Raw genomic sequence first — 17,751 nt, 5'->3', positions numbered from 1 at the left:
CTCTCAGAACGGCGAGATCATGTTGAAGAAGCGGCTGAGCCAGCCCGGACGGCTCGCCTGCTGCACGGCGCCCTTGCCCGAATAGATGATCCGGGCATTGGCGACCTGCGATGAGGCGAGGCGGTTGTCGGCGTCGATATCGATCAGCCGGATGCGGCCGGCGAATTGCACCCACTCGTCTCCCTGGCTGAACATCATCTGCTTTTCTCCGACCACTTCGGCAGTCCCGTTGGGGTAGATCGCGGCAATCGTCACAGCGACCGCACCATTGAGGCGGCTTTGCTGCGCGGCATTGCCCGAACCCGTGAACGACCCTTGCGCCGCAGCTTTAAGGGCTTCGGGGTTCAGGAAATCGAGCGGGCCGGCCGCAGGGGGCGTGATTCCGAAGCTCCCTTCGCGGCTGGTCTTGCCGGTGGTGCTCTTGGTGGTGGTGGTCGCTTCGGTGAGGATGATCGTCACCATATCGCCCAGTTGGCGCGCGCGGGTGCCCACGACGAGGCCGGAATAGCCCGTCCCGGTCTGGAAGATCGCCCCCGCGCTGGTGGCAGGCACCATCGGCTGCGGCGCGGCCACCGCCAGCGGATCGCTCGCCCCGGCAGCGACCATCGCCGCGCCGGGCGGCGGCGGCGCGGTGAAGCCCGCCTGCGGCCCCTTGCCGCCCAGCCCGCCGCACGCAGCGAGCAGCAGCGGCGCGGCGAGGATGATGATCCGACCCTTCATGGCAGTTCTCACAATGTCTGGTTGGCGTTGCGCAGCATCTCGTCGACCGCGCTCACCATCTTGGAATTGATCTCGTAGGCGCGCTGGGCCTCGATCATTTCGACCAGCTCCTCGACCACGTTGACGTTGGAGCTTTCGAGCATCCCCTGCCGGATCTGCCCGCGCCCGTTTTCGCCCGCAAAGCCGAGTTCGGCGGGGCCGGAGGCAGCGGTTTCGACCAGGAAGTTGTCGCCAATCGCGCGCAGGCCGCCCGGATTAACGAAGCTCGCCACGGTCAGCTGGCCGAGCAGCGTCGGCTCGGCATTGCCGGGGGTGATCGCGCTGATCGTGCCGTCGGGCGCAATGGAGATCGACTGCGCCCCGGCCGGGATCTGCACCGGCGGCTGCAGCGCATAGCCCTGCGCGGTGATCAGCGTGCCATCATTCGCCAGCGCGAAATTGCCTGCGCGGGTGAAGCCGATCTGGCCGCCCGGCGGCAGTTCCACCTGAAAGAACCCGTCGCCATCCAGCGCGAGGTCGAAGGGGTTGTCGGTGCGGCTGAGCGTGCCCTGCGTGCTGATCCGCGCGGTGCCCTGCACCTGCACGCCTGTGCCCAAATTGAGCCCCACCGCATAGGCGGTCTGCCCGGTCGAGGCCTGCCCCGCCACGCGCTGTTCCTGATAGGCGAGCGTCGCAAAGTCCGCGCGGTCGCGCTTGAAGCCGGTGGTGCCGATATTCGCAAGGTTGTTGGCGATGACGCGCATCCGCGCATCCTGCGCCTCGAGGCCCGTGCGGGCGACGTGAAGAGCGGAAGTGGGCATGGGTCGGTTCTCCTGTTCTTAGCGCAGCGACATCAGGCCGCTGGAGGCTTCATCGAGCGTACCTGCGGTGGCGATGATCTTGGCGCGCTGTTCGAAGGCGCGCTGCGCCTCGATCATCTGGACGAGGGTATCGGCGGTTTCGACATTGGACATTTCGAGCGCCCCGGTGCTGAGCCGGGCAGTGGGATCGGGGGGAAGGACACCGCCGTTCGGCACCTTCAGAAAGCTATCGATCCCTTTGGCGAGCGGGCTGCCTTCGGGATTGACCAGCCGGATGCGGTCGATCGCTTCGGCAGCGGCATTGGGCGCGGCCGGATCGCTGGCGAGGATCGTGCCATCGGCGGCAAGGCTTATGCTGAACCCCGGCGGCACCGTGATCGGCGTGCCGCCTTCGCCCAGCACCGCCAGCCCTTCGCCATTCTCCAGCACACCCGAGGCCGCGACGCGCAGGTCGCCGCGCCGCGAGTATATCTCGCCCTGCCGGTCGGGGGACTGGAACGCGATCAGCGCCTTGCCCTCAAGCGCCACGTCGAGCGGATTGCCCGTCGGCACCACGCGGGCGGTTTTCATATCCGCCCCGCGCACATTGCCGCGCGCCATGGCGCGGGCCTCCAGCGATCCGTCCTTCAGCGTCGCCGGAGTGACCGCGAAGATCTCCTGACGAAAGCCCGGAGTGCTGGCGTTGGCGAGGTTGTTCGCCGTCACCCGCTGCCGGTCCATCGCCGCGTTCATCGCGGTCATGGCGGTGTAGATCAGCCGGTCCATCGCTTACTGCTGGCGCAGGTTGAGCGTGGTGGTGGTGATCTGCGTCGCGGTGTCGATCGCGCGGGCGTTGGCCTGGAAGTTGCGCTGCGCCGTGAGCAGCGAGACCATTTCCTCGGCCAGATCGACGTTGGAACGCTCCAGCGCGCCGCTGATCATCTCGCCATAGGTGCCAAGGCCGGGATTGCCGAACACCGCCGCGCCGCTTTCGCCGGTCGCCTGCCATTTGGTCTGGCCGATCGAGCGCAGCCCGTTGGGAGCGGGGAAGGTGGCGAGCGCAACCTGGCCCACCGGCTCGGTGCTGCCGTCCGAGAAGGCCGCAATCACGATCCCGCGCACATTGATGGTGACATTGGCGAGCGAGGAGCCCGCGCCGTTAACGATCGGCACGTTGACATCGGCGGGCACGGTCGAGGTCGGGTTGCCTGCCGGATCGACCGGATAGGCCTGCAGGCGGTTGCCCCAGTTGTCCTCTAGCTCGCCCACCGCGGTCAGGCGGAAATTGCCGTTGCGGCTGTAGCTGACATCGCCCGAAAACGGATTGGCGAGCGCGAAGAACCCGTCACCGTCGATCGCCAGATCCAGCGCACGACCGGTCTGTTCGAGCGGGCCGAGCACGAAGTCCTGCGTGATCCCGGCAATCGTCGCGCCGATGCCGGGGCTGCGGCGCGGATCGGTGGCGGAACCCGTGGCGACAAGATCGGCGAACTGCGCCGAGCTTTTCTTGAAGCCCACCGTCTCGGCGTTGGCGATGTTGTTGGCGATGACGCGCAGATCGGTCTCGGCGTTGCGCAGGCCGGACAGGGAAGTGAAGAACGACATGGGGCTATGATCCTTTCAGCGGGACGTAAGAGGGGTTCAGGGTTGCGGAGCGGAAGGGGTGACGGCGCGCGCCACGGCTTCCTGCGCGGCGATCAACCGGTCGAGCTTGCCGGAGATGTCCTCCAGCGTCGCGCCGCTTTCGGTGGTCGCGGCGAGCGCTGAGAACTGCGCCATCTGCGCCAGCATCTCCTTGTTGTCGGTCGGCTCCAGCGGGTCCTGCAAGGTCAGCTGGGTGGTCAGCAGGCGCAGGAAATCGGCCTGCCCGAGCGACTGCAACCCGCCGCCGTTGATGCGCGAGGGGGTATTGAGCCGGTCGAGCGTCGTTTGCGCTGCCGGATTGATGGCGGTGCTATCCATTACTGGCTCCTCAGGGTTTCGAGCATCAGCTGCTTGGCGGTCTGGAGCGCCTGCACCAGGTTCTGGTACTGGCGCGAGGCGTCCATGATCTCGACCATCTCGGCGGTCTCATCGACGGGGGCTTCGAACACGTTGCCTTGCGCATCGGCGAGCGGGTGGGAGGGGTCGTAGCGCTTGGTCGGTGCGGTCTCGGCGCGCACCAGCCCGGTGGTGGTCACCCCGGCAAGGCCCGAGGCGCGGTCGAGCTCGGTTGCGAAGACCGCGCGGATCGGGCGATAGGCGCCCTCCTCGGTGGTGGAGACCGACCCGGCATTGGCGAGGTTCGATGTCGCGGTGTTCATGCGCACCATCTGCGCGCTCATCGCGCGGGTGGTGAGGCTGAACAGCGTCATGGGCTGGCGGTCGGGCATCGTCACTCGCCCTTCAGCGCGCGGGTGATGGTGTTGACCTTGCCCTGCACGAAGCTGAGCGTCGCGGAGTAAGCCACCGCGTTTTCGGCAAAGGCGACCTGTTCGCGCGCGAGTTCGACCGTGTTGCCATCGAGCGAGGGCATGGTCGGGCGGCGGAACAGCAGGCGGGTGTCGCCGCCGAGGCTCGCCTGCCCGCGGGCATTGGCCAGCCGGGCATCGAGCGCCGCGCCGAAATCGATGTCGCGCGCCTTGTATCCGGGGGTCGCGGCATTGGCGATGTTCGACGCGATCACGCCCATCCGTTCCGACCGCAAGGTCAGCGCGGCGCCGTGGATACCGAAAAGTCGCTCGTTCATGAGGCTGCCTTTCCTTGGCTGCGAGGCCCATCCCCGCAAGCTCGCAGCCTGAACAGCAGGAAGCGTGCCAAACCCCGCTGCACCGGCACGAGGGCGGCAGGTCGCAGGGCAGGGCGGCAGGTTCTTGCCGTTTGCCGCGCGCAGCTCAGGGCAAACCCCTGCCGCCCGTCCGGCGCGCTTAATCGGCTGGTTTCGCGGCCGTTCTGACTGGCGTTGCCACAAGGAGGGACACCCATGCCGCCGACATTGAACCCGCTGCTCGATCCCGGTGCGCTGGCGATCGTGGTCGCCGGAACCGTGCTTGCCACCGTGGCGCGCTGCGGATGGCGCGATTTCGGCGCGGCGCTGGGTGCGGCGGGCGGGCTGGTGCGCGCGCGCTTCCGGCTGGAGGCAAACCGCCGCGCGCTGGCACAGGCGGTGAACGCGATCCAGCGCGATGGTCATCACCGCGCCGATCCCGTCCTGCCGCCCGACCGCGCGCTGGGACTGATGCTCGAGACCTATCTGCGCCACGGGGTGATCGACTCGCTCGCCTCGGTGCGCCGCGCCGAACGCGCGCTGGAGGAAGCGCGCCGGGTGAGCGCCGCGCAGGTGTTCATGTGGGCGGGCGAACTTGCGCCCGTGTTCGGGCTGATCGGGACGCTCTATGGCCTCACGCAGCTCGGCACCGCGCCCGAAGGCGCAGGCGCGGCGGCGGCGATCATGGCCGCCGTCTCCACCGCCGTGCTGACCTCGCTCTACGGCGCGCTGATCGCGCATCTGCTGTGCTACCCCCTCGCCAGCGCGATCGAGCGGCGCGGGCTCGCCGAGGAAGAGGACCGCGAGGCACTGGCCGACTGGTTCACCGCACAGATCGATGCGATCGACAGCGCGGCCAAGGCGCGCCGCGCGCACCTGCGGGGGGTGGCATGACTGGGATCACCTCCACTCCGGCGCGTGGTGGCGGCAATGGTTGGCAGCTGATCATCGCCGATCTGGCGCTGATCCTGTTCCTGCTGACACTCTCCGCCCTGCCCGCTGCCGAGGCCGAAAGCGGCGCGCGGCTGGCCTATGGTGAGGCGCGCGAGAAGGACGCGCGCGGGCTCCCCGCGCCGCAGATCGACGCGGCGCAGGCGCTGTTCCGTCCCGTGCCCGGCGGCCCCGGCCTTGGCGAATGGCTGGCCGCACAGGCCCCCGATCCGCGCGCGACGCTGACAATCTTTGCGATCCACACCCCCGGCAAGGAAGCCGCAGCCTGGTCGCGTGCGGAAGCCCTTGCCGCCGAAGCGCGCGAAACGGGCGCGCGGGTGCGCACGATCATCCATGCCGGAACGACGGACGAGACCTATGCCAGCCTCGCCTATGACACTGCGGTCAGCGAGCCAGACTAGCCCAGCTCCACCCGGTTGCGGCCCTGCTGCTTGGCGCGGTAGAGCGCAGCGTCGGCACGGGCGAGGGCGCTGCGAGTGTCGGCATCCTCGGTCACTTCGGCCACGCCGGCCGAAAACGTGACCTTGCCAAAGGGCTGGCCGGTGTCGCGGTTCATCAAGGCGCGCGCGGCAATCGCCCGGCGGATCGCATCGAGCCGGCCCTTGGCGGCATCCTTGCCGAGTCCGGGGAACAGCAGCACGAATTCCTCCCCGCCATGGCGCGCGACGAAGGCGGCGCTGCCCGCCTGTTCGCTGAAATGCGCCGCCAGCGCACACAGCACGCGGTCGCCCGCATCGTGGCCGTGGCGGTCGTTGATCCCCTTGAAATGATCGACATCGCAGAAAGCGAGGCTCAGCGGCGCGCCCGCCTCGCGGGCTTCCAGAGCGGCCGCCGCCAGCTTGCGCTCGAAGGCGCGGCGGTTGGGCAGGCCGGTGAGATGGTCGACGTCGGCCTCGATCCGCGCCATGGCGAGGCTCTGGCGCAAGGCGGCGACCTCGGCCTCGCTGCGCGCCATCGCGGCCTCGATCTGCTCGATCCGGGCGATCATCGCGCGCGAGAGGTCGATCACCTGTGCCAGCCCCTCGGGCCCAGCGAGCGCTGCGATCTGCTCGCCGATCGCGCCGCGGTGGTCGCTGGTCTCGGTCTGCGCGGCACGCGTGGTCTGGGCAAAGCGCAGCAGCGTCTGTTCGAGCTTATCGCCCAGCGTCTCGAAAGCGGCGATGCGGCTGTGCCCGTCGGGGTCGAGCCGCGCCAGCGTGTCGAGCCAGCGCTGGTCGATCGGCTCCCCCGCCGCCTCGCGCCGCACCAGCGCGCCCGCCAGCTCAGGATTGGCGCCCGACAGCGCGCCGCACAAGGTCGCCATATTGGGCGCGGTGACGGCGAGATCGTGGCGGACAACGAAATCGGCGATCCTGTCGAGCAGGTCCCGCCGCGCCGCTTCGGCCCGGCGCCCGCCCGCGGGGGCGGAGGCTTGCGAGGGGTCTTCGTCCTTGGCCCGGTGGCGGGCGGAGCGGGAAAGATAGCCGGTGGCAAAGGGCATGGGAGTATCCGCGACCAACATGATGGAAACTTTGCTCGCCGTTCTAGCGCGCCATGCTTAACCCACCGCGCCCGGTCGCCTCGGGAGTTTACCTAGGGCGGGTCTTGGCATGGTCCTTGCTCCGTTCCCGCCAGCGCAGACCCAGCGCAGAACAAGGAGCGGATACAAGTGGAGATGACCCAACCCGGCAATGTTGGCTGGCGGCTGAGCGCGCTGGCCGTGCCGATCCTGCTGGCGCAATGCGACCAGCACCTTGCCGCGCAAAGCCTGCCTGCCGTCACCGATCCGGCCACGATCGACCAGGCCGTGGCCGAATTCACCGGAGCCGACATCGGCGCACCGGGCGGCGCGCGCATGGCGAGCGACCGCAGGCTCCAGCTGGCGCCTTGCGCCGTGCCGCTCGCGGTCAGCTGGCATACGGTGGCACGCACCGCAGTGCAGGTCGAATGCGCCGGACAGACAAGCTGGCGCATCTTCGTCGCCATCAACCCCGCCCCCGGCAGCAGTCCGGGCGCAGCAAGGCCCGCACCGGTGGTGAAGCGCGGCGATGCCATCACCGTAATGGTGCGCGGGCGCGGCTTCAGCGTCCAGCAGGCGGGCGAAGCGGTTGAAGCGGGCAGCGTCGGCGACTGGATCGAGGTGCGCACCAGCCGCAAGGCCGAGCCGATCCGCGCGCGGATCGAGCGCCCCGGCCTCGCCGTCATCCCGGCCGGCTGAAAATCCTTTTTACGCCCTCTTAAACCCCCCGGCGCGCCGCCGTTCTCGCCTTCAGCAACCCATTCGAAGGACATCGCCATGCCCTCTGTCGAACTGAGCAAATTGTCCGGCATCAGCGCAGCCCGCGCCGTCGCGGCGGGCGAGCGCGCGCAGATCGAGGCGCGCCCGCGCCCAGCCGCCCCGGTGGCCGGCAGCCCTGCGCCTGCCACCGGGATCAGCCTCGAAGTCTCCGCCCCGGATACCGCCACCGCCGCCCCGCCGGTCGACGCCGAGCGTGTCGCCCAGATCCGCGAGGCGCTGCGCGACGGATCCTACCCGCTGGTGCCGACCAAGATCGCCGATGCCATGATCGCCGCGCAGGTCAGCCTGTCGCTGCCCGAGCGGAGCTGAGCCGGTGGCCGAAATTCTCGTCCCCGCCGCGCCGCCCGCCCGCCCCGAACCGGCCCATCCGCTGACGGCAGGGCTGCGGCAGATGATTGCCGTGCTCGAGCGCGAGCGGCAAGCGCTTGCCGCGCTTGATGCCGACGACCTGATCGGCGCGGCGCGGGACAAGGAGGCGCTGTGCGATGCGCTCGCCGATCTCGGCCCGCAGAAGCTGGACAGCGAGACCCGCACACTGGCGGAGACCGCGCGGCAGCTGAACGAGGTCAACCGCCGGGTGCGCAATCTGCTCGCCGCCAATGTCGCGGCGCGGATCGCAGCGCTGGGCGGCGGGCGGGGTGCCCCGCGCGCAACCTACACCCCCGGCCGCGCCTGAGGGTTCGTACCTAGGCCCGCCACCCCAAGGTCTGGCACGCCGCTTGCAAATCCGCTCCTGAAAGCGCCGCACCCCGCGCGCGCTCGTCAACAGGCGGAGGGCGTGTGAGCCAGTCTTCTCCTACATCGGGCCTGCCCGCAGGCGGTATCCGCGCCGGGTTCGAAGCCGCCGCGCGCGTCCATGCTGCCGCCGCTACCGCGATCGAAGGGCGCGCCGTGCCCGCCGCCCGCCAGATCGCTGCGCCCGATACCCCGGTCGAATCCGCCATCGCGCAGGCCGCCGCCGCGACCACGGTCGATTTCGATTACCTCCTTGCGCAGGCCGAGGTCGAATCCGCAATGAACCCCACGGCCCGCGCCGCGACCTCGAGCGCGACCGGGCTCTACCAGTTCATCGACAGCACCTGGCTCGGCACTATGAAGCAGCACGGGGCCCGCTTTGGCCTCGGCGACGTGGCCGACCAGATCGAGATGACCGCCTCGGGGAATGCCTGGGTCGCCGACCCCACCCGGCGTGAGGCGATTCTGGCGCTGCGCAACGATCCCCGTATCGCCAGTCTGATGGCGGCGGGCCTCGCCGAGGATAACCGCGCGCATCTGATGCCGATCCTCGGCCGCCAGCCGAGCCATGCCGAACTTTACCTCGCCCATTTCCTAGGCGCGGGCGGCGCGGGGCGGTTTCTGAGCGAGTTGCAGGCCGATCCCGGCCAGAACGCCGCCGCGCTGTTTGCCCGGCCCGCCGCCGCCAATCGCGGCATATTCTTCGCGCCCGACGGGAGCCCGCGCAGTCTGGCGCAGGTGATGGACGTGATCGACGGCAAGCTCGGCCGCGCGCTGGCCCGCGCCAGCGACGGGCGCACCGTGCGCTTCGCCCGCGCCGATTACGCCGCCGCGTCCGGCCCTGCCGCCTTTGCCGTCAGCCCGGCTGCAGCAAGCTTCACCCCCGTGCCCTATCTGATCGCCGACGAGGAGGTGTTCGGCCCCGGCTTCCCGCCCGCCCTCACCCAATCCGCGCTGCCCGCACGCGCGCCGCAGCGGCCCGCGATGTCGCAGATTCTGGGTGCGACCTTCGGCACTGACCCCACAGCCGCCCCGCCGCAGGTGCGCCGCGCCTATGATCGTCTGAAAGCCTTCGGCCTGTGACCGCATCCGCTATGTCCCGGCCCGTGCTCGCCCGGCTCGGCGGCCTGCCTGCCGCGCTGAGCCTGCCGCTTGGCATCTTCGCGCTGCTGGCGCTGATGGTGCTGCCGATCCCGGCGCTGCTGCTCGACATCGCTTTCGTGCTCAACATCGCGATTTCGATCGCGGTGCTGATGGTCGCTCTCAACGCAAGGCGTCCGCTCGATTTCTCCAGCTTCCCCAGCGTGCTGCTGTTCGCAACTCTGCTGCGGCTCGCGCTCAACGTCGCCTCGACCCGCGTGGTGCTGGTCCACGGCCACGAAGGCGGCGCGGCGGCAGGGCACGTGATCGAGAGCTTCGCCGCCTTTCTGGTGGGCGGCAACTTCGTCGTCGGCCTATTCGTCTTCGCGATCCTGATGATCATCAACATGATCGTCATCACCAAGGGCGCGGGCCGCGTTTCGGAAGTCTCCGCGCGCTTTGTGCTCGATGCGCTGCCGGGCAAGCAGATGGCGATCGACGCCGATATCGCCGCAGGCCTCGTCACCGCCGACGAAGCGCGCGAGCGGCGGCGCGAGGTCACGGTCGAGGCCGATTTCTACGGCTCGATGGATGGTGCGAGCAAGTTTGTGAAGGGCGATGCGGTCGCCGCGCTGCTGATCCTCGGCGTCAACATCGTCGCGGGCTTTGCTATCGGGATGCTGACCCACGGCCTCAGCGCGGGCGAGGCGGGCGAGGCCTATGTCACGCTCGCAGTGGGCGATGCGCTGGTGGCGCAGGTGCCGTCACTGTTGCTGTCGATTGCCGCTGCCGCCATCGTTACCCGCGTCTCCGACCAGCGCGATCTCACGGGGCAGATCGGCGGGCAATTCGCCGATCCGCGCGGGTGGCTGCCGGTGGCGCTGATCCTCGGCGCGATCGGGATGGTGCCCGCCATGCCGCAGGCGATCTTCCTGCCCGGCGCGGCCATCGCCGCCGCGATCTGGTGGCAGCTCAAGCAGCGCGCCGATGCCCCCGCCCCGCTCGCCGAGCCGGTGGACGAGGTCTCTCCGGATCACATCGCCCTCGCCGATGTGGCCGATGCGACGCTGGTCACGATTGAGCTGGGCTATGGCATCGTCGGGCTGGTCGACGCCGCGCAAGGGTCGCCGCTGATCACCCGCATCACCGGCATCCGCAAGCAGCTCTCGCGCGATCTCGGCTTCGTGCTGCCGCAGTTCCGGATCCGCGATTCGCTCGATCTGGCGGCGCAGGATTACGCCGTGCTGATGGGGGGCGTGAGCATTGCGCGCGGGAGCGTGCGCCCCGGCAAGCTGCTCGCCATCGACGCGGGCGACGTGCGCCCCGGCCACGGGTTGACCGGTGAGCCGACGCGCGATCCCTCCTTCGATTGCCCCGCGCTGTGGATTGCGCCCGCCGCGCGCGATCATGCTGTGGCCGAGGGCTTTCTGGTGGTCGACCCCGCCTCGGTCATCGCCACCCATGCCAATCAGGCGCTGCTCGCCGAGGCGCACCAGCTGCTCGGCCCCGACGAAGTGCGCGACTGGGTGGAAGGGCTCAAGGCGCGCTCGCCTGCGCTGGTCGAGGCGGTGACGCCCGACCCGCTGCCGCTGCCCGCGCTGACCCGCACCCTGCGCGCGCTGCTGGCCGATGGGATCGGGCTGTCGCATCCGCAGCCGCTGTTCACCTCGCTGGCTTTGGCGCTCCAGACCACCACCGATTTCGACGCCGTGATCGACGCCGTGCGCGCCGACCTTTCGGCGCGACTGGTGGCGCGCATCGTCGGTCCGGACGAGGCGCTGAAGGTCGTCACGCTCGATGCCGGGCTCGAGGCCGCGATCCTCGGCGGGATGGTCGAACCGGCCACCGGCCAGCCGCTGATCGAGCCCGATTGCGGCAGCATGATCCTGCGCGAGATCAACGCCGTCGCCGATGCCGAGCGCGGGGCCATCGCGCTGATCGTCCAGCCGCCCGCCCGCCGCGCGCTCGCCGCCCTGCTCAAGACCCGCGCGCCGCGCTGTCTGGTGCTCTCCATCGCCGAACTGCCCGCGGCCCAGCCGATTGCGGTCGTCGGCACGATCGGTGCGCCTGCCGAAGCCCCCGCCCTCGGCGCGCCGGAGGGGATGGCCGCATGAAGCACGATCACGCCGGCTTCGCCCACCCTGCCCCCTATGCGCCCTCGCGCGCCGAGGTCGAGGACCGCGTGCGCCGGTTCCTGCCGCTGGTGCGCCGCACCGCCTGGCACATCAACGGACGCGGGCGCGAGGGGCTGGAGATCGAGGATCTGGTGCAGGCCGGGATCCTCGCGCTCACCGAATGCGCCCAGCGTCACGCCGGGCCGACCGAGGATGGCTTTGCCGCCTATGCCAAGATCCGGGTGCGCGGCGCGATGCTCGATGAAGTGCGCCGCGTCGCCCACGACAGCCGCACCGCCCGCGCGCGCCGATCGGGCTACGAACGCGCGCTGGCCGCGCTGCGCGGGTCGCTGGGGCGCGAACCGAGCCGCGCCGAGATCGCCCGCGCGATGGATGTCTCGGACGCCGAACTGCTCGCCATCGAAGCCTCGGGCGTGCGGATGACCCCGATTGACGACGCCTATGACGAAAGCAGCCTCGCCTTCGCCAGCGACGATCCCGACCCGTTCGAGGCGCTGTGCGCTTCCGAAGACCGCGAGCGGCTGATCGCGGCGATGGTGCAACTGCCCGACCGGCTGAAACTGGTGCTCCAGCTGTTCTTCGTCGAGGAGCTGAACCTCACCGAAATCGCCGCCGTGCTCGAAGTCAGCGTGCCGCGCGTCCACCAGCTGCGCGCCAAGGCCCTGAAAGACCTGCGCGCGCTGCTGGAGGGGGCTTAAAATTTCAGACCGAAGGCCTTGTAGGTCGCCGCCAGCGAGGGGCGCATCTTCAGCGCCAGCGCGATCTCGTCCTTGCCTGCGGCATCGCCCATCTCGCGCCGGATGATCCCGCGCAGCAGGCGCGATTCGACCTGACCGGGCTCGGCCAGCAGCGCCGCGTCGATATCCGCCTTGGCCGCCGCGAGATTGCCCAGCCGCAGATGCGCCAGCGCCCGGCTGTCGAGCGCAACGGCGGCGTTTTCACTCTTTTCGACCGCGAGCGTGCAGGTCTCCAGCCGCGCGGCATCGACCTTGGCCCAGATCGCCGCCTGCCAGCACGCGGTGTTGAGCAGCGCGCCATCGGTGGGCCGCTGCGCCACCAGCCCGTCAAGCAGGTCGAGCCCTTCCTCGGCCGCCCCCTGCCAGCCCAGCGCGGTCGCCATCACCTGCACGCCTTCGCTGCGCTCCTTGGTGAGCGCGTCAAAATCCTCGGCCAGCACCACCCCGTCCGCCGGCCGACCGAGCAGCGCGAGCAGCTCGATCTGGTCGTAATAGGTCGAGCCATCGGGTTGCAGCGCCTCGGCCTCTTCGAGATCGGCGAGCGCGCCTGCCATGTCGCCCAGTTCGCGCAGCAGCCCGGCCCGCGCGAGGCGCAGGTCGCGCGAATCCGCAATTTCCATCGCCGCCTCGACATCGGCGAGCGCGCCGGTGTGATCGTAGATCGCGCTGCGGAAAGTCGCGCGGGCCAGCAACGGATAGGCATCGTCGGTCTTGGCGCGGGCGACGGCCTTGTCATACATCGCCTCAAGCGTGGAGAGGCGCGCGCGGTCCTTGCCGAAATATTCCCACAGCTCGCGCACCTCGCCCGAGGTCCGCAGCACCGGCAATTGCCGTTCGAAGCGGTTGAGATCGCGCCGCGCGGTGCCGATCGCGGCGGCGGGCAGTTCCTCGTCGCGGGTGCGCATCGATTGCGTCACAGTTAGCCGCCGCCCGTCCAGCCGCGCGTCCGACGCCAGTTCGACTCCGCCGATGGTGGTGTTGACCGGCGCGGCGCTGCCCTGGAGCGATACGCCCTCCAGATCTTCGGGCAGCAGGATCTCGGCGGTGCTGGTGTAATATTCGGGTCCGTTGAGTGTGACCGGGATCGCCCGCCATGCCGCGCGGGTGCGGTCAGCGGAAAAGCCGACGGCGCGCGCGGCCTGCGCGGGCGGTTCGAGCCGGTAATCCTTGCCGTCACGCTCCCATGCGCTGTCGATGATCCCGCGCGCGGTGATCGTGGCGACGCCCTTGTCGGCGTCATAGCGGATCGCGTGGTCGATCACTTGCACCTCGCCGATCACCTGCCCGGCCTCCGCGCTGACGGCGGCCTTGCGCATCTCCTCGGTGCCCTGATCGGCAAAGCTGCGCCAAAATGCGCCCATCGCGCCGCGATACTCCACGGTCAGATCGAAGGTGCCCGGCACCAGCAGCCCCGCGCTATGATCCAGCGCCACGCGCACCACTCGGTCGGGCGTCGCCTGCACCCGCGTGTCGAGCGGCATCAACTCCGCGCCGTCCTCGCGCAGCGGCAGGGCATGGAAGAAGCGCGGCACTTCGTCGATGGTATCGATCCTGACGCCCGAGGTGGTGCCGTCGAGCCAGTAGTTCGTGCCGCCGATCACCGCGCGCACGATCACATGGTCGAAATTGCCCGGCATCGGCACGAGGCTCGGCAGCACATCGCCGCCCTGCGTGCGCACCAGCGTCGCCTCGGCCTCGATCCCCAGCTCGCGCAGGATGGTGAGCAGCAGCAGCGACTTCGCCTTGCAATCGCCGAAGCGCTTCTCCCACGTCTCTTCCGGGCTTTGCGGAATGTAATTGCCGCCCGCCATGCCGTTCATCAGATAGCTGATATCGTCCTGCACCAGCCTGAGCGCGAGCGAAGCGCGGGTCAGCGGATCGGGGCTGGCCGCAGCAATCCCCTTGATCCGCGCGGCGAGCTCTCCGCCCGGCTTGACCTTGCCTGCCGTGGCATAATGCGGGGCGTGATTGCGCGAGACCGCCGCGTAATCGGCATAGGTCGACACCTGCATCAGCTCCCCGATCTGGAAGCGCGCAGGCGCATCGCCCGGCATCTCGTCGCCCTTGGGCGCGGGGAGCACGGCGGTCCAGGTGAGGAAACCGTCCTTCGCGACCGGATCGGCCACCACCGCCTTGCCGAACTTCAGCCGGGTGACGGGCAGGGTCTCGGGCCATGAGACCGAGACGCGCCCCTTTTCCAGCGGGAAGGGATCGGCCACCAGCCCGGCCTGCCACTGCACATGCTCGCCCATCGCCTGATCGGACAGGGTGACCGAATAGGACAGCCGCAGCACATCGCCCAGCTTTGCCCCCGGCACGGCCATCGTCGCGGTCAGCGCCCCGCTGACGAGGCGGCTTTCCAGCCCCGCCTCGCGCCGCAGCACCTCGAACTGCGCCCCGCCCGCCAGCACGTCGATCACCTCGCCCTTGCGGATCAGCTCGACCCGGTGGACGATCAGATCGCCCTTGTCGGGCATCCAGCTCGCCTGAAGCGTGCCGAACTGGGTGAGCGCCTCGGGCGAATCGAGCGCGATGGCGGTATCGGCATAGGTGGTGAGCCGCCCTTCCTCGATCAGGGCCTGCTGGTCGAGCAGCACGATGATCGCCTTCGAACTGGGCGCGCGCGGTGCCACCGGGGCGACTTCGACCCACGCGGGCGTGGTATCGTAGAGCACGGTCTCCCCGGCATGAGCCGCCACGCTGGCAGTCCCCGCAAGCAAGGCGGCGGCGAGAAGGCGCATCGAAAGTCTCCCTGTTTTCAAGCGCGCAGACTAGCGAGAGCGAAAGATATTGCTAGGGGTCGCAGCGGCGCTGGCGTGCCACACTGTGCGATTATGGGGCGCAGATTTCGGGGGAGTCGAACATTCGGGCCATGCTGCGCGTGATCACCAACAATTTCGCTGCGCTGACGGTGCTGGGCGTGGCGCTGGCGTGGGTCTGGCCGGAGGGCTTCACCTGGATGACCGACGGGCGGATTTCGGTCGCCGGGCAGCCGCTGCTGAGCCTCGCGCTGGGCACGATCATGCTGGCGATGGGCCTGACGCTGAGCTTCGCGGATTACCGCGCCCTTGCCCGCCTGCCGCGCGCGCTGCTGGCGGGGGTGGGCCTGCAATTCGTGGTGATGCCGCTGTCAGGCTTCGCGATTGCCAAGGCGCTGACGCTGGAGCCGGGGCTGGCGGTGGGCCTCATTCTGGTGGCCTGCTGTCCGGGCGGGACGGCATCGAACATCGTCGCCTTTCTCGCCCGCGGCAATGTCGCGCTGTCGGTGGCGATGACGATGGCCTCGACCCTCGCCGCGGTGGTGCTGACCCCGCTGCTGACGGGGTGGCTGGCGGGGGCCTATGTGGAGATCGATCGCTGGAACCTGCTTCTCAACATGGTGAGCATCGTGTTGCTGCCGGTGGTGGTGGGGACGCTGCTGAACCGCCTCTTCCCGCGCGCCGCCGAGCGGGTCGGCGCGGTGTTGCCGCTGGTGGCGATCGTGCTGGTGATCCTGATCGTGGGCGGGATCGTCGGCGGCTCCAAGGCGCAGATCATGGAGCACGCAGGGATGCTGCTGCTGGCGACCTTCCTGCTCCACGCGCTGGGATTTGCGCTAGGCTATGCGCTGGCGCGGGTGCTGGGCCTCGGCGAAGTCGAGGCGCGGACGATCAGCATCGAGGTCGGGATGCAGAATTCGGGCCTCGGGTCAGGGCTGGCGAAGACCCCCGCCTTCGCGGCGCAATTCGCCGATGTGACGCAAGCCGCGCTTGCGCCCGTCCCCGCGGCCATCTCGGCTGTGTGGCATGTGGTGATCGGGAGCGTGCTGGCGGGGTGGTGGCGGCGGCGGGGTTAGCCGGCTACAATCGTCATTCGTCGGTTGCCGTTGGTCTTTTAGGCGCTGGTGCAGGCTTGGGAGCATTCAAACCGACATCGAATTGCTCAATTCGTTCAAGCGCGATTACGCGCTGGGCGACGTACTCAGCCGGATACTGCCCAAGGTGGCCAGCCTGCCCTGGGACCCGACGACCTTCGAATGTGATCTCGAACAGGGCGTGTCGATCCCAGTCCGGATCATCGGGTGAACGGCTGTCCGACGGCCAGACTCCTTCTTCAAAACTTAGCCACCCGTCAGGAGCCTCATCCGGGAAAGGCAAATTTGAGGAGGAAAACCCTTCATAAAAATCGGCGGTTTCGAACCCGTCGCGCCAAACCCCGTGAAAGGTTTCGGTTTGCTTGTCCGCTTGAGGCGCAGTCAACGCGACACTCCCGGCAATCAAGATCGCAACAAGCAAGACGGTCAGGACTGATCGAAGTTTCTCGCTCACCCGTACATCCCCCGCTTCGGCCCGAGATAGCCGAACAGATAGGCCCCCACTTTCCGCATCTGGATCTCCTCAGACCCTTCCGTGATCCGATACCGGCGGTGATGGCGGTAGATGTGTTCGAACGGCTTGTGGCGCGAATAGCCGATGCCGCCGTGGACCTGCATCGCCCGGTCCGCTGCCTCGCACACCAGACGGTTCGCCCAGTAATTGCACATCGAGACCTTGTCCGAGGTGGTCTTCTCGATCTGTTCGTGGGGCATGTTATCCATCTCCCATGCGGTCTTGAAGATGAGGAGGCGCAGCATTTCCGCCTGCGTGGCAAGCTCCACCAGCGGGAACTGGATCGCCTGATTGCGCGCCAGCTCCTCGCCGAAGGGCTTGCGCTCGCGGGCGTATTTCACGCTCTCGTCGATGCAATAGAGCGCCGCGCCGCAGCTCGACGCCGCCTGCCGGATGCGGTTCTGGTGGACGAAGCTCTGCGCCAGCGCGAGGCCGCGCCCCTCGACGCCGAGGATCGCGCTGTCGGGCACCCAGACATTGGTAACACTGAGGCGCGGGTGGTCGGTGGGCATGTTGAAGGTCCACATCCACTCCTCGATCCTGAGCCCCTCGGTGGGATTGGGGACGAGGAAACAGGTGATCCCGCTCGCATCCCCCGCCTTGCCCGACGTGCGCGCGAACATCGCGCAGTGGGTGGCGACGTGCATCCCGGTGATCCACATCTTCTCGCCGTTGATCAGCCAGCCATCCACCCCGTCTCGGGTCTCGCGCACCGCGTGGGTTTCCATGTGCGTGGCGTCCGATCCGTGGTGCGGTTCGGTGAGGCCGAAAGCGACGCGGCGGGTGCGCTCGAAGCCGCCGAGAATGAATTCCTGTTTCTGCTCTTCCGTCCCCCACTGGTCGAACATGGCGACGAAGGGGAAGTTGCCCACGATCGAGTGCTCGTTCTGCAAATCGTTGTGCAGCCCGAGGCCCGCCCTCGCAAAATGCTCGCGGATCACCGCCATCCAGAGGTTGCTGCCGTCCTTGCCGCCATAACGCTTGGGGGCGGAAAAACGCCAATGGCCCGCCTTGTCCGCGCGGCGGGTGGCTTCCTTGAGCAGTTCCTCCCACTCGTGCCGGGGGAGCCCGCCCGCTTCGAAGTCCGTGCGCGCGTACTCGCGGCGGTGGTCGAAAAAGCGGATGTTGTCGTCCTGCTGTTCGAGCGGTCTGATATCGGCGGCGATGAAGGCGTCGAGTTCGGCGAGATAGGTTTGCAGGTCGGGTGGGATGGCGAAGTCCAT

General features: G+C 68.8%; 20 protein-coding genes. 9 read left to right on the top strand and 11 right to left on the bottom strand.

Translation table 11 applies throughout. The features are described from left to right. Nucleotides 1-3: 3 nt before the first annotated feature. The 7 genes from BZF59_RS01060 to flgB are packed head-to-tail and all read right to left on the bottom strand — an operon-like array spanning nucleotide 4 to nucleotide 4,227. A complete protein-coding gene (locus tag BZF59_RS01060) occupies nucleotides 4-720 on the bottom strand; it encodes a flagellar basal body L-ring protein FlgH (protein ID WP_086606393.1) in 717 nt (238 codons plus the stop codon). An 8-nt stretch (nucleotides 721-728) separates the two neighbouring features. Beyond that, nucleotides 729-1,520, bottom strand: a complete 792-nt coding sequence (gene flgG / locus BZF59_RS01055) for a flagellar basal-body rod protein FlgG (RefSeq protein WP_086606392.1) — start codon at nucleotides 1,518-1,520, stop codon at nucleotides 729-731. 18 nt (nucleotides 1,521-1,538) lie between these two features. Further along, entirely contained in the window at nucleotides 1,539-2,285 is a 747-nt protein-coding gene (locus tag BZF59_RS01050; RefSeq protein WP_086606391.1) for a flagellar basal body rod protein FlgF, read from the bottom strand. A gap of 3 nt (nucleotides 2,286-2,288) precedes the next feature. Beyond that, nucleotides 2,289-3,104 (bottom strand): flagellar hook-basal body complex protein, encoded by an 816-nt coding sequence (locus BZF59_RS01045; RefSeq protein WP_086606390.1) that lies wholly within the window; start codon nucleotides 3,102-3,104, stop codon nucleotides 2,289-2,291. A gap of 36 nt (nucleotides 3,105-3,140) precedes the next feature. Further along, nucleotides 3,141-3,461 (bottom strand): flagellar hook capping FlgD N-terminal domain-containing protein, encoded by a 321-nt coding sequence (locus tag BZF59_RS01040; RefSeq protein ID WP_086606389.1) that lies wholly within the window; start codon nucleotides 3,459-3,461, stop codon nucleotides 3,141-3,143. Continuing rightward, complete coding sequence (gene flgC / locus BZF59_RS01035) at nucleotides 3,461-3,871, bottom strand: flagellar basal body rod protein FlgC (protein ID WP_086606388.1); 411 nt, start codon at nucleotides 3,869-3,871, stop codon at nucleotides 3,461-3,463. The genes BZF59_RS01040 and flgC overlap by 1 nt, the downstream gene beginning before the upstream one ends. A 2-nt stretch (nucleotides 3,872-3,873) precedes the next feature. Further along, on the bottom strand, nucleotides 3,874-4,227 hold the full coding sequence (gene flgB / locus BZF59_RS01030; protein WP_086606387.1) for a flagellar basal body rod protein FlgB: 354 nt from the start codon (nucleotides 4,225-4,227) through the stop codon (nucleotides 3,874-3,876). A gap of 234 nt (nucleotides 4,228-4,461) precedes the next feature. Between flgB and BZF59_RS01025 the strand changes: the two genes are divergently transcribed. Continuing rightward, complete coding sequence (locus BZF59_RS01025; RefSeq protein WP_086606386.1) at nucleotides 4,462-5,139, top strand: MotA/TolQ/ExbB proton channel family protein; 678 nt, start codon at nucleotides 4,462-4,464, stop codon at nucleotides 5,137-5,139. Then, nucleotides 5,136-5,597, top strand: a complete 462-nt coding sequence (locus BZF59_RS01020) for a hypothetical protein (protein WP_086606385.1) — start codon at nucleotides 5,136-5,138, stop codon at nucleotides 5,595-5,597. The genes BZF59_RS01025 and BZF59_RS01020 overlap by 4 nt, the downstream gene beginning before the upstream one ends. Here the strand turns inward: BZF59_RS01020 and BZF59_RS01015 are convergent. After that, nucleotides 5,594-6,676, bottom strand: coding sequence for a GGDEF domain-containing protein (locus tag BZF59_RS01015; RefSeq protein WP_158094233.1), 1,083 nt, complete (start codon nucleotides 6,674-6,676; stop codon nucleotides 5,594-5,596). The two genes, BZF59_RS01020 and BZF59_RS01015, sit on opposite strands and share 4 nt — an antisense overlap. Nucleotides 6,677-6,850: 174 nt before the next feature. Between BZF59_RS01015 and BZF59_RS01010 the strand changes: the two genes are divergently transcribed. From BZF59_RS01010 to BZF59_RS00985, 6 genes are all read left to right on the top strand, one after another. Then, nucleotides 6,851-7,393: a flagella basal body P-ring formation protein FlgA gene (locus tag BZF59_RS01010; RefSeq protein ID WP_086606383.1), complete on the top strand. Its 543-nt coding sequence runs from the start codon at nucleotides 6,851-6,853 to the stop codon at nucleotides 7,391-7,393. A gap of 78 nt (nucleotides 7,394-7,471) precedes the next feature. Further along, nucleotides 7,472-7,783 (top strand): flagellar biosynthesis anti-sigma factor FlgM, encoded by a 312-nt coding sequence (gene flgM, locus BZF59_RS01005; protein ID WP_086606382.1) that lies wholly within the window; start codon nucleotides 7,472-7,474, stop codon nucleotides 7,781-7,783. A gap of 4 nt (nucleotides 7,784-7,787) precedes the next feature. Further along, entirely contained in the window at nucleotides 7,788-8,150 is a 363-nt protein-coding gene (locus BZF59_RS01000) for a flagellar protein FlgN (protein ID WP_245805959.1), read from the top strand. A gap of 104 nt (nucleotides 8,151-8,254) precedes the next feature. Further along, nucleotides 8,255-9,292, top strand: coding sequence for a transglycosylase SLT domain-containing protein (locus BZF59_RS00995; protein WP_245805958.1), 1,038 nt, complete (start codon nucleotides 8,255-8,257; stop codon nucleotides 9,290-9,292). A gap of 11 nt (nucleotides 9,293-9,303) precedes the next feature. Beyond that, nucleotides 9,304-11,403: a flagellar biosynthesis protein FlhA gene (locus BZF59_RS00990; RefSeq protein WP_086606381.1), complete on the top strand. Its 2,100-nt coding sequence runs from the start codon at nucleotides 9,304-9,306 to the stop codon at nucleotides 11,401-11,403. Then, nucleotides 11,400-12,122, top strand: a complete 723-nt coding sequence (locus BZF59_RS00985) for a sigma-70 family RNA polymerase sigma factor (protein WP_086606380.1) — start codon at nucleotides 11,400-11,402, stop codon at nucleotides 12,120-12,122. The genes BZF59_RS00990 and BZF59_RS00985 overlap by 4 nt, the downstream gene beginning before the upstream one ends. On the opposite strand, the gene BZF59_RS00980 is transcribed toward BZF59_RS00985, so the two are convergent. Next, the gene (locus tag BZF59_RS00980) at nucleotides 12,119-14,902 is read right to left on the bottom strand and encodes a DUF3857 domain-containing protein (protein ID WP_086606379.1); all 2,784 of its coding nucleotides are present in this window, start codon (nucleotides 14,900-14,902) and stop codon (nucleotides 12,119-12,121) included. The genes BZF59_RS00985 and BZF59_RS00980 overlap by 4 nt on opposite strands. 131 nt (nucleotides 14,903-15,033) lie before the next feature. Here BZF59_RS00980 and BZF59_RS00975 point away from each other — a divergent pair, with 131 nt between their 5' ends. Then, the gene (locus tag BZF59_RS00975; protein ID WP_086606378.1) at nucleotides 15,034-15,996 is read left to right on the top strand and encodes a bile acid:sodium symporter family protein; all 963 of its coding nucleotides are present in this window, start codon (nucleotides 15,034-15,036) and stop codon (nucleotides 15,994-15,996) included. Nucleotides 15,997-16,009: 13 nt separating this feature from the next. Here BZF59_RS00975 and BZF59_RS15950 read toward each other — a convergent pair whose 3' ends face one another. Both BZF59_RS15950 and BZF59_RS00970 read right to left on the bottom strand, forming a co-directional pair. Next, entirely contained in the window at nucleotides 16,010-16,468 is a 459-nt protein-coding gene (locus BZF59_RS15950; protein ID WP_143738046.1) for a hypothetical protein, read from the bottom strand. Continuing rightward, the gene (locus BZF59_RS00970; protein ID WP_086606377.1) at nucleotides 16,465-17,751 is read right to left on the bottom strand and encodes an acyl-CoA dehydrogenase family protein; all 1,287 of its coding nucleotides are present in this window, start codon (nucleotides 17,749-17,751) and stop codon (nucleotides 16,465-16,467) included. Before BZF59_RS00970 ends, BZF59_RS15950 begins: the two co-directional genes overlap by 4 nt.

Origin of the sequence: Erythrobacter donghaensis, assembly GCF_002155425.1 — a bacterium.
Lineage (GTDB): Bacteria > Pseudomonadota > Alphaproteobacteria > Sphingomonadales > Sphingomonadaceae > Erythrobacter > Erythrobacter donghaensis.
This window is presented reverse-complemented; position numbering and strand designations above follow the sequence as displayed.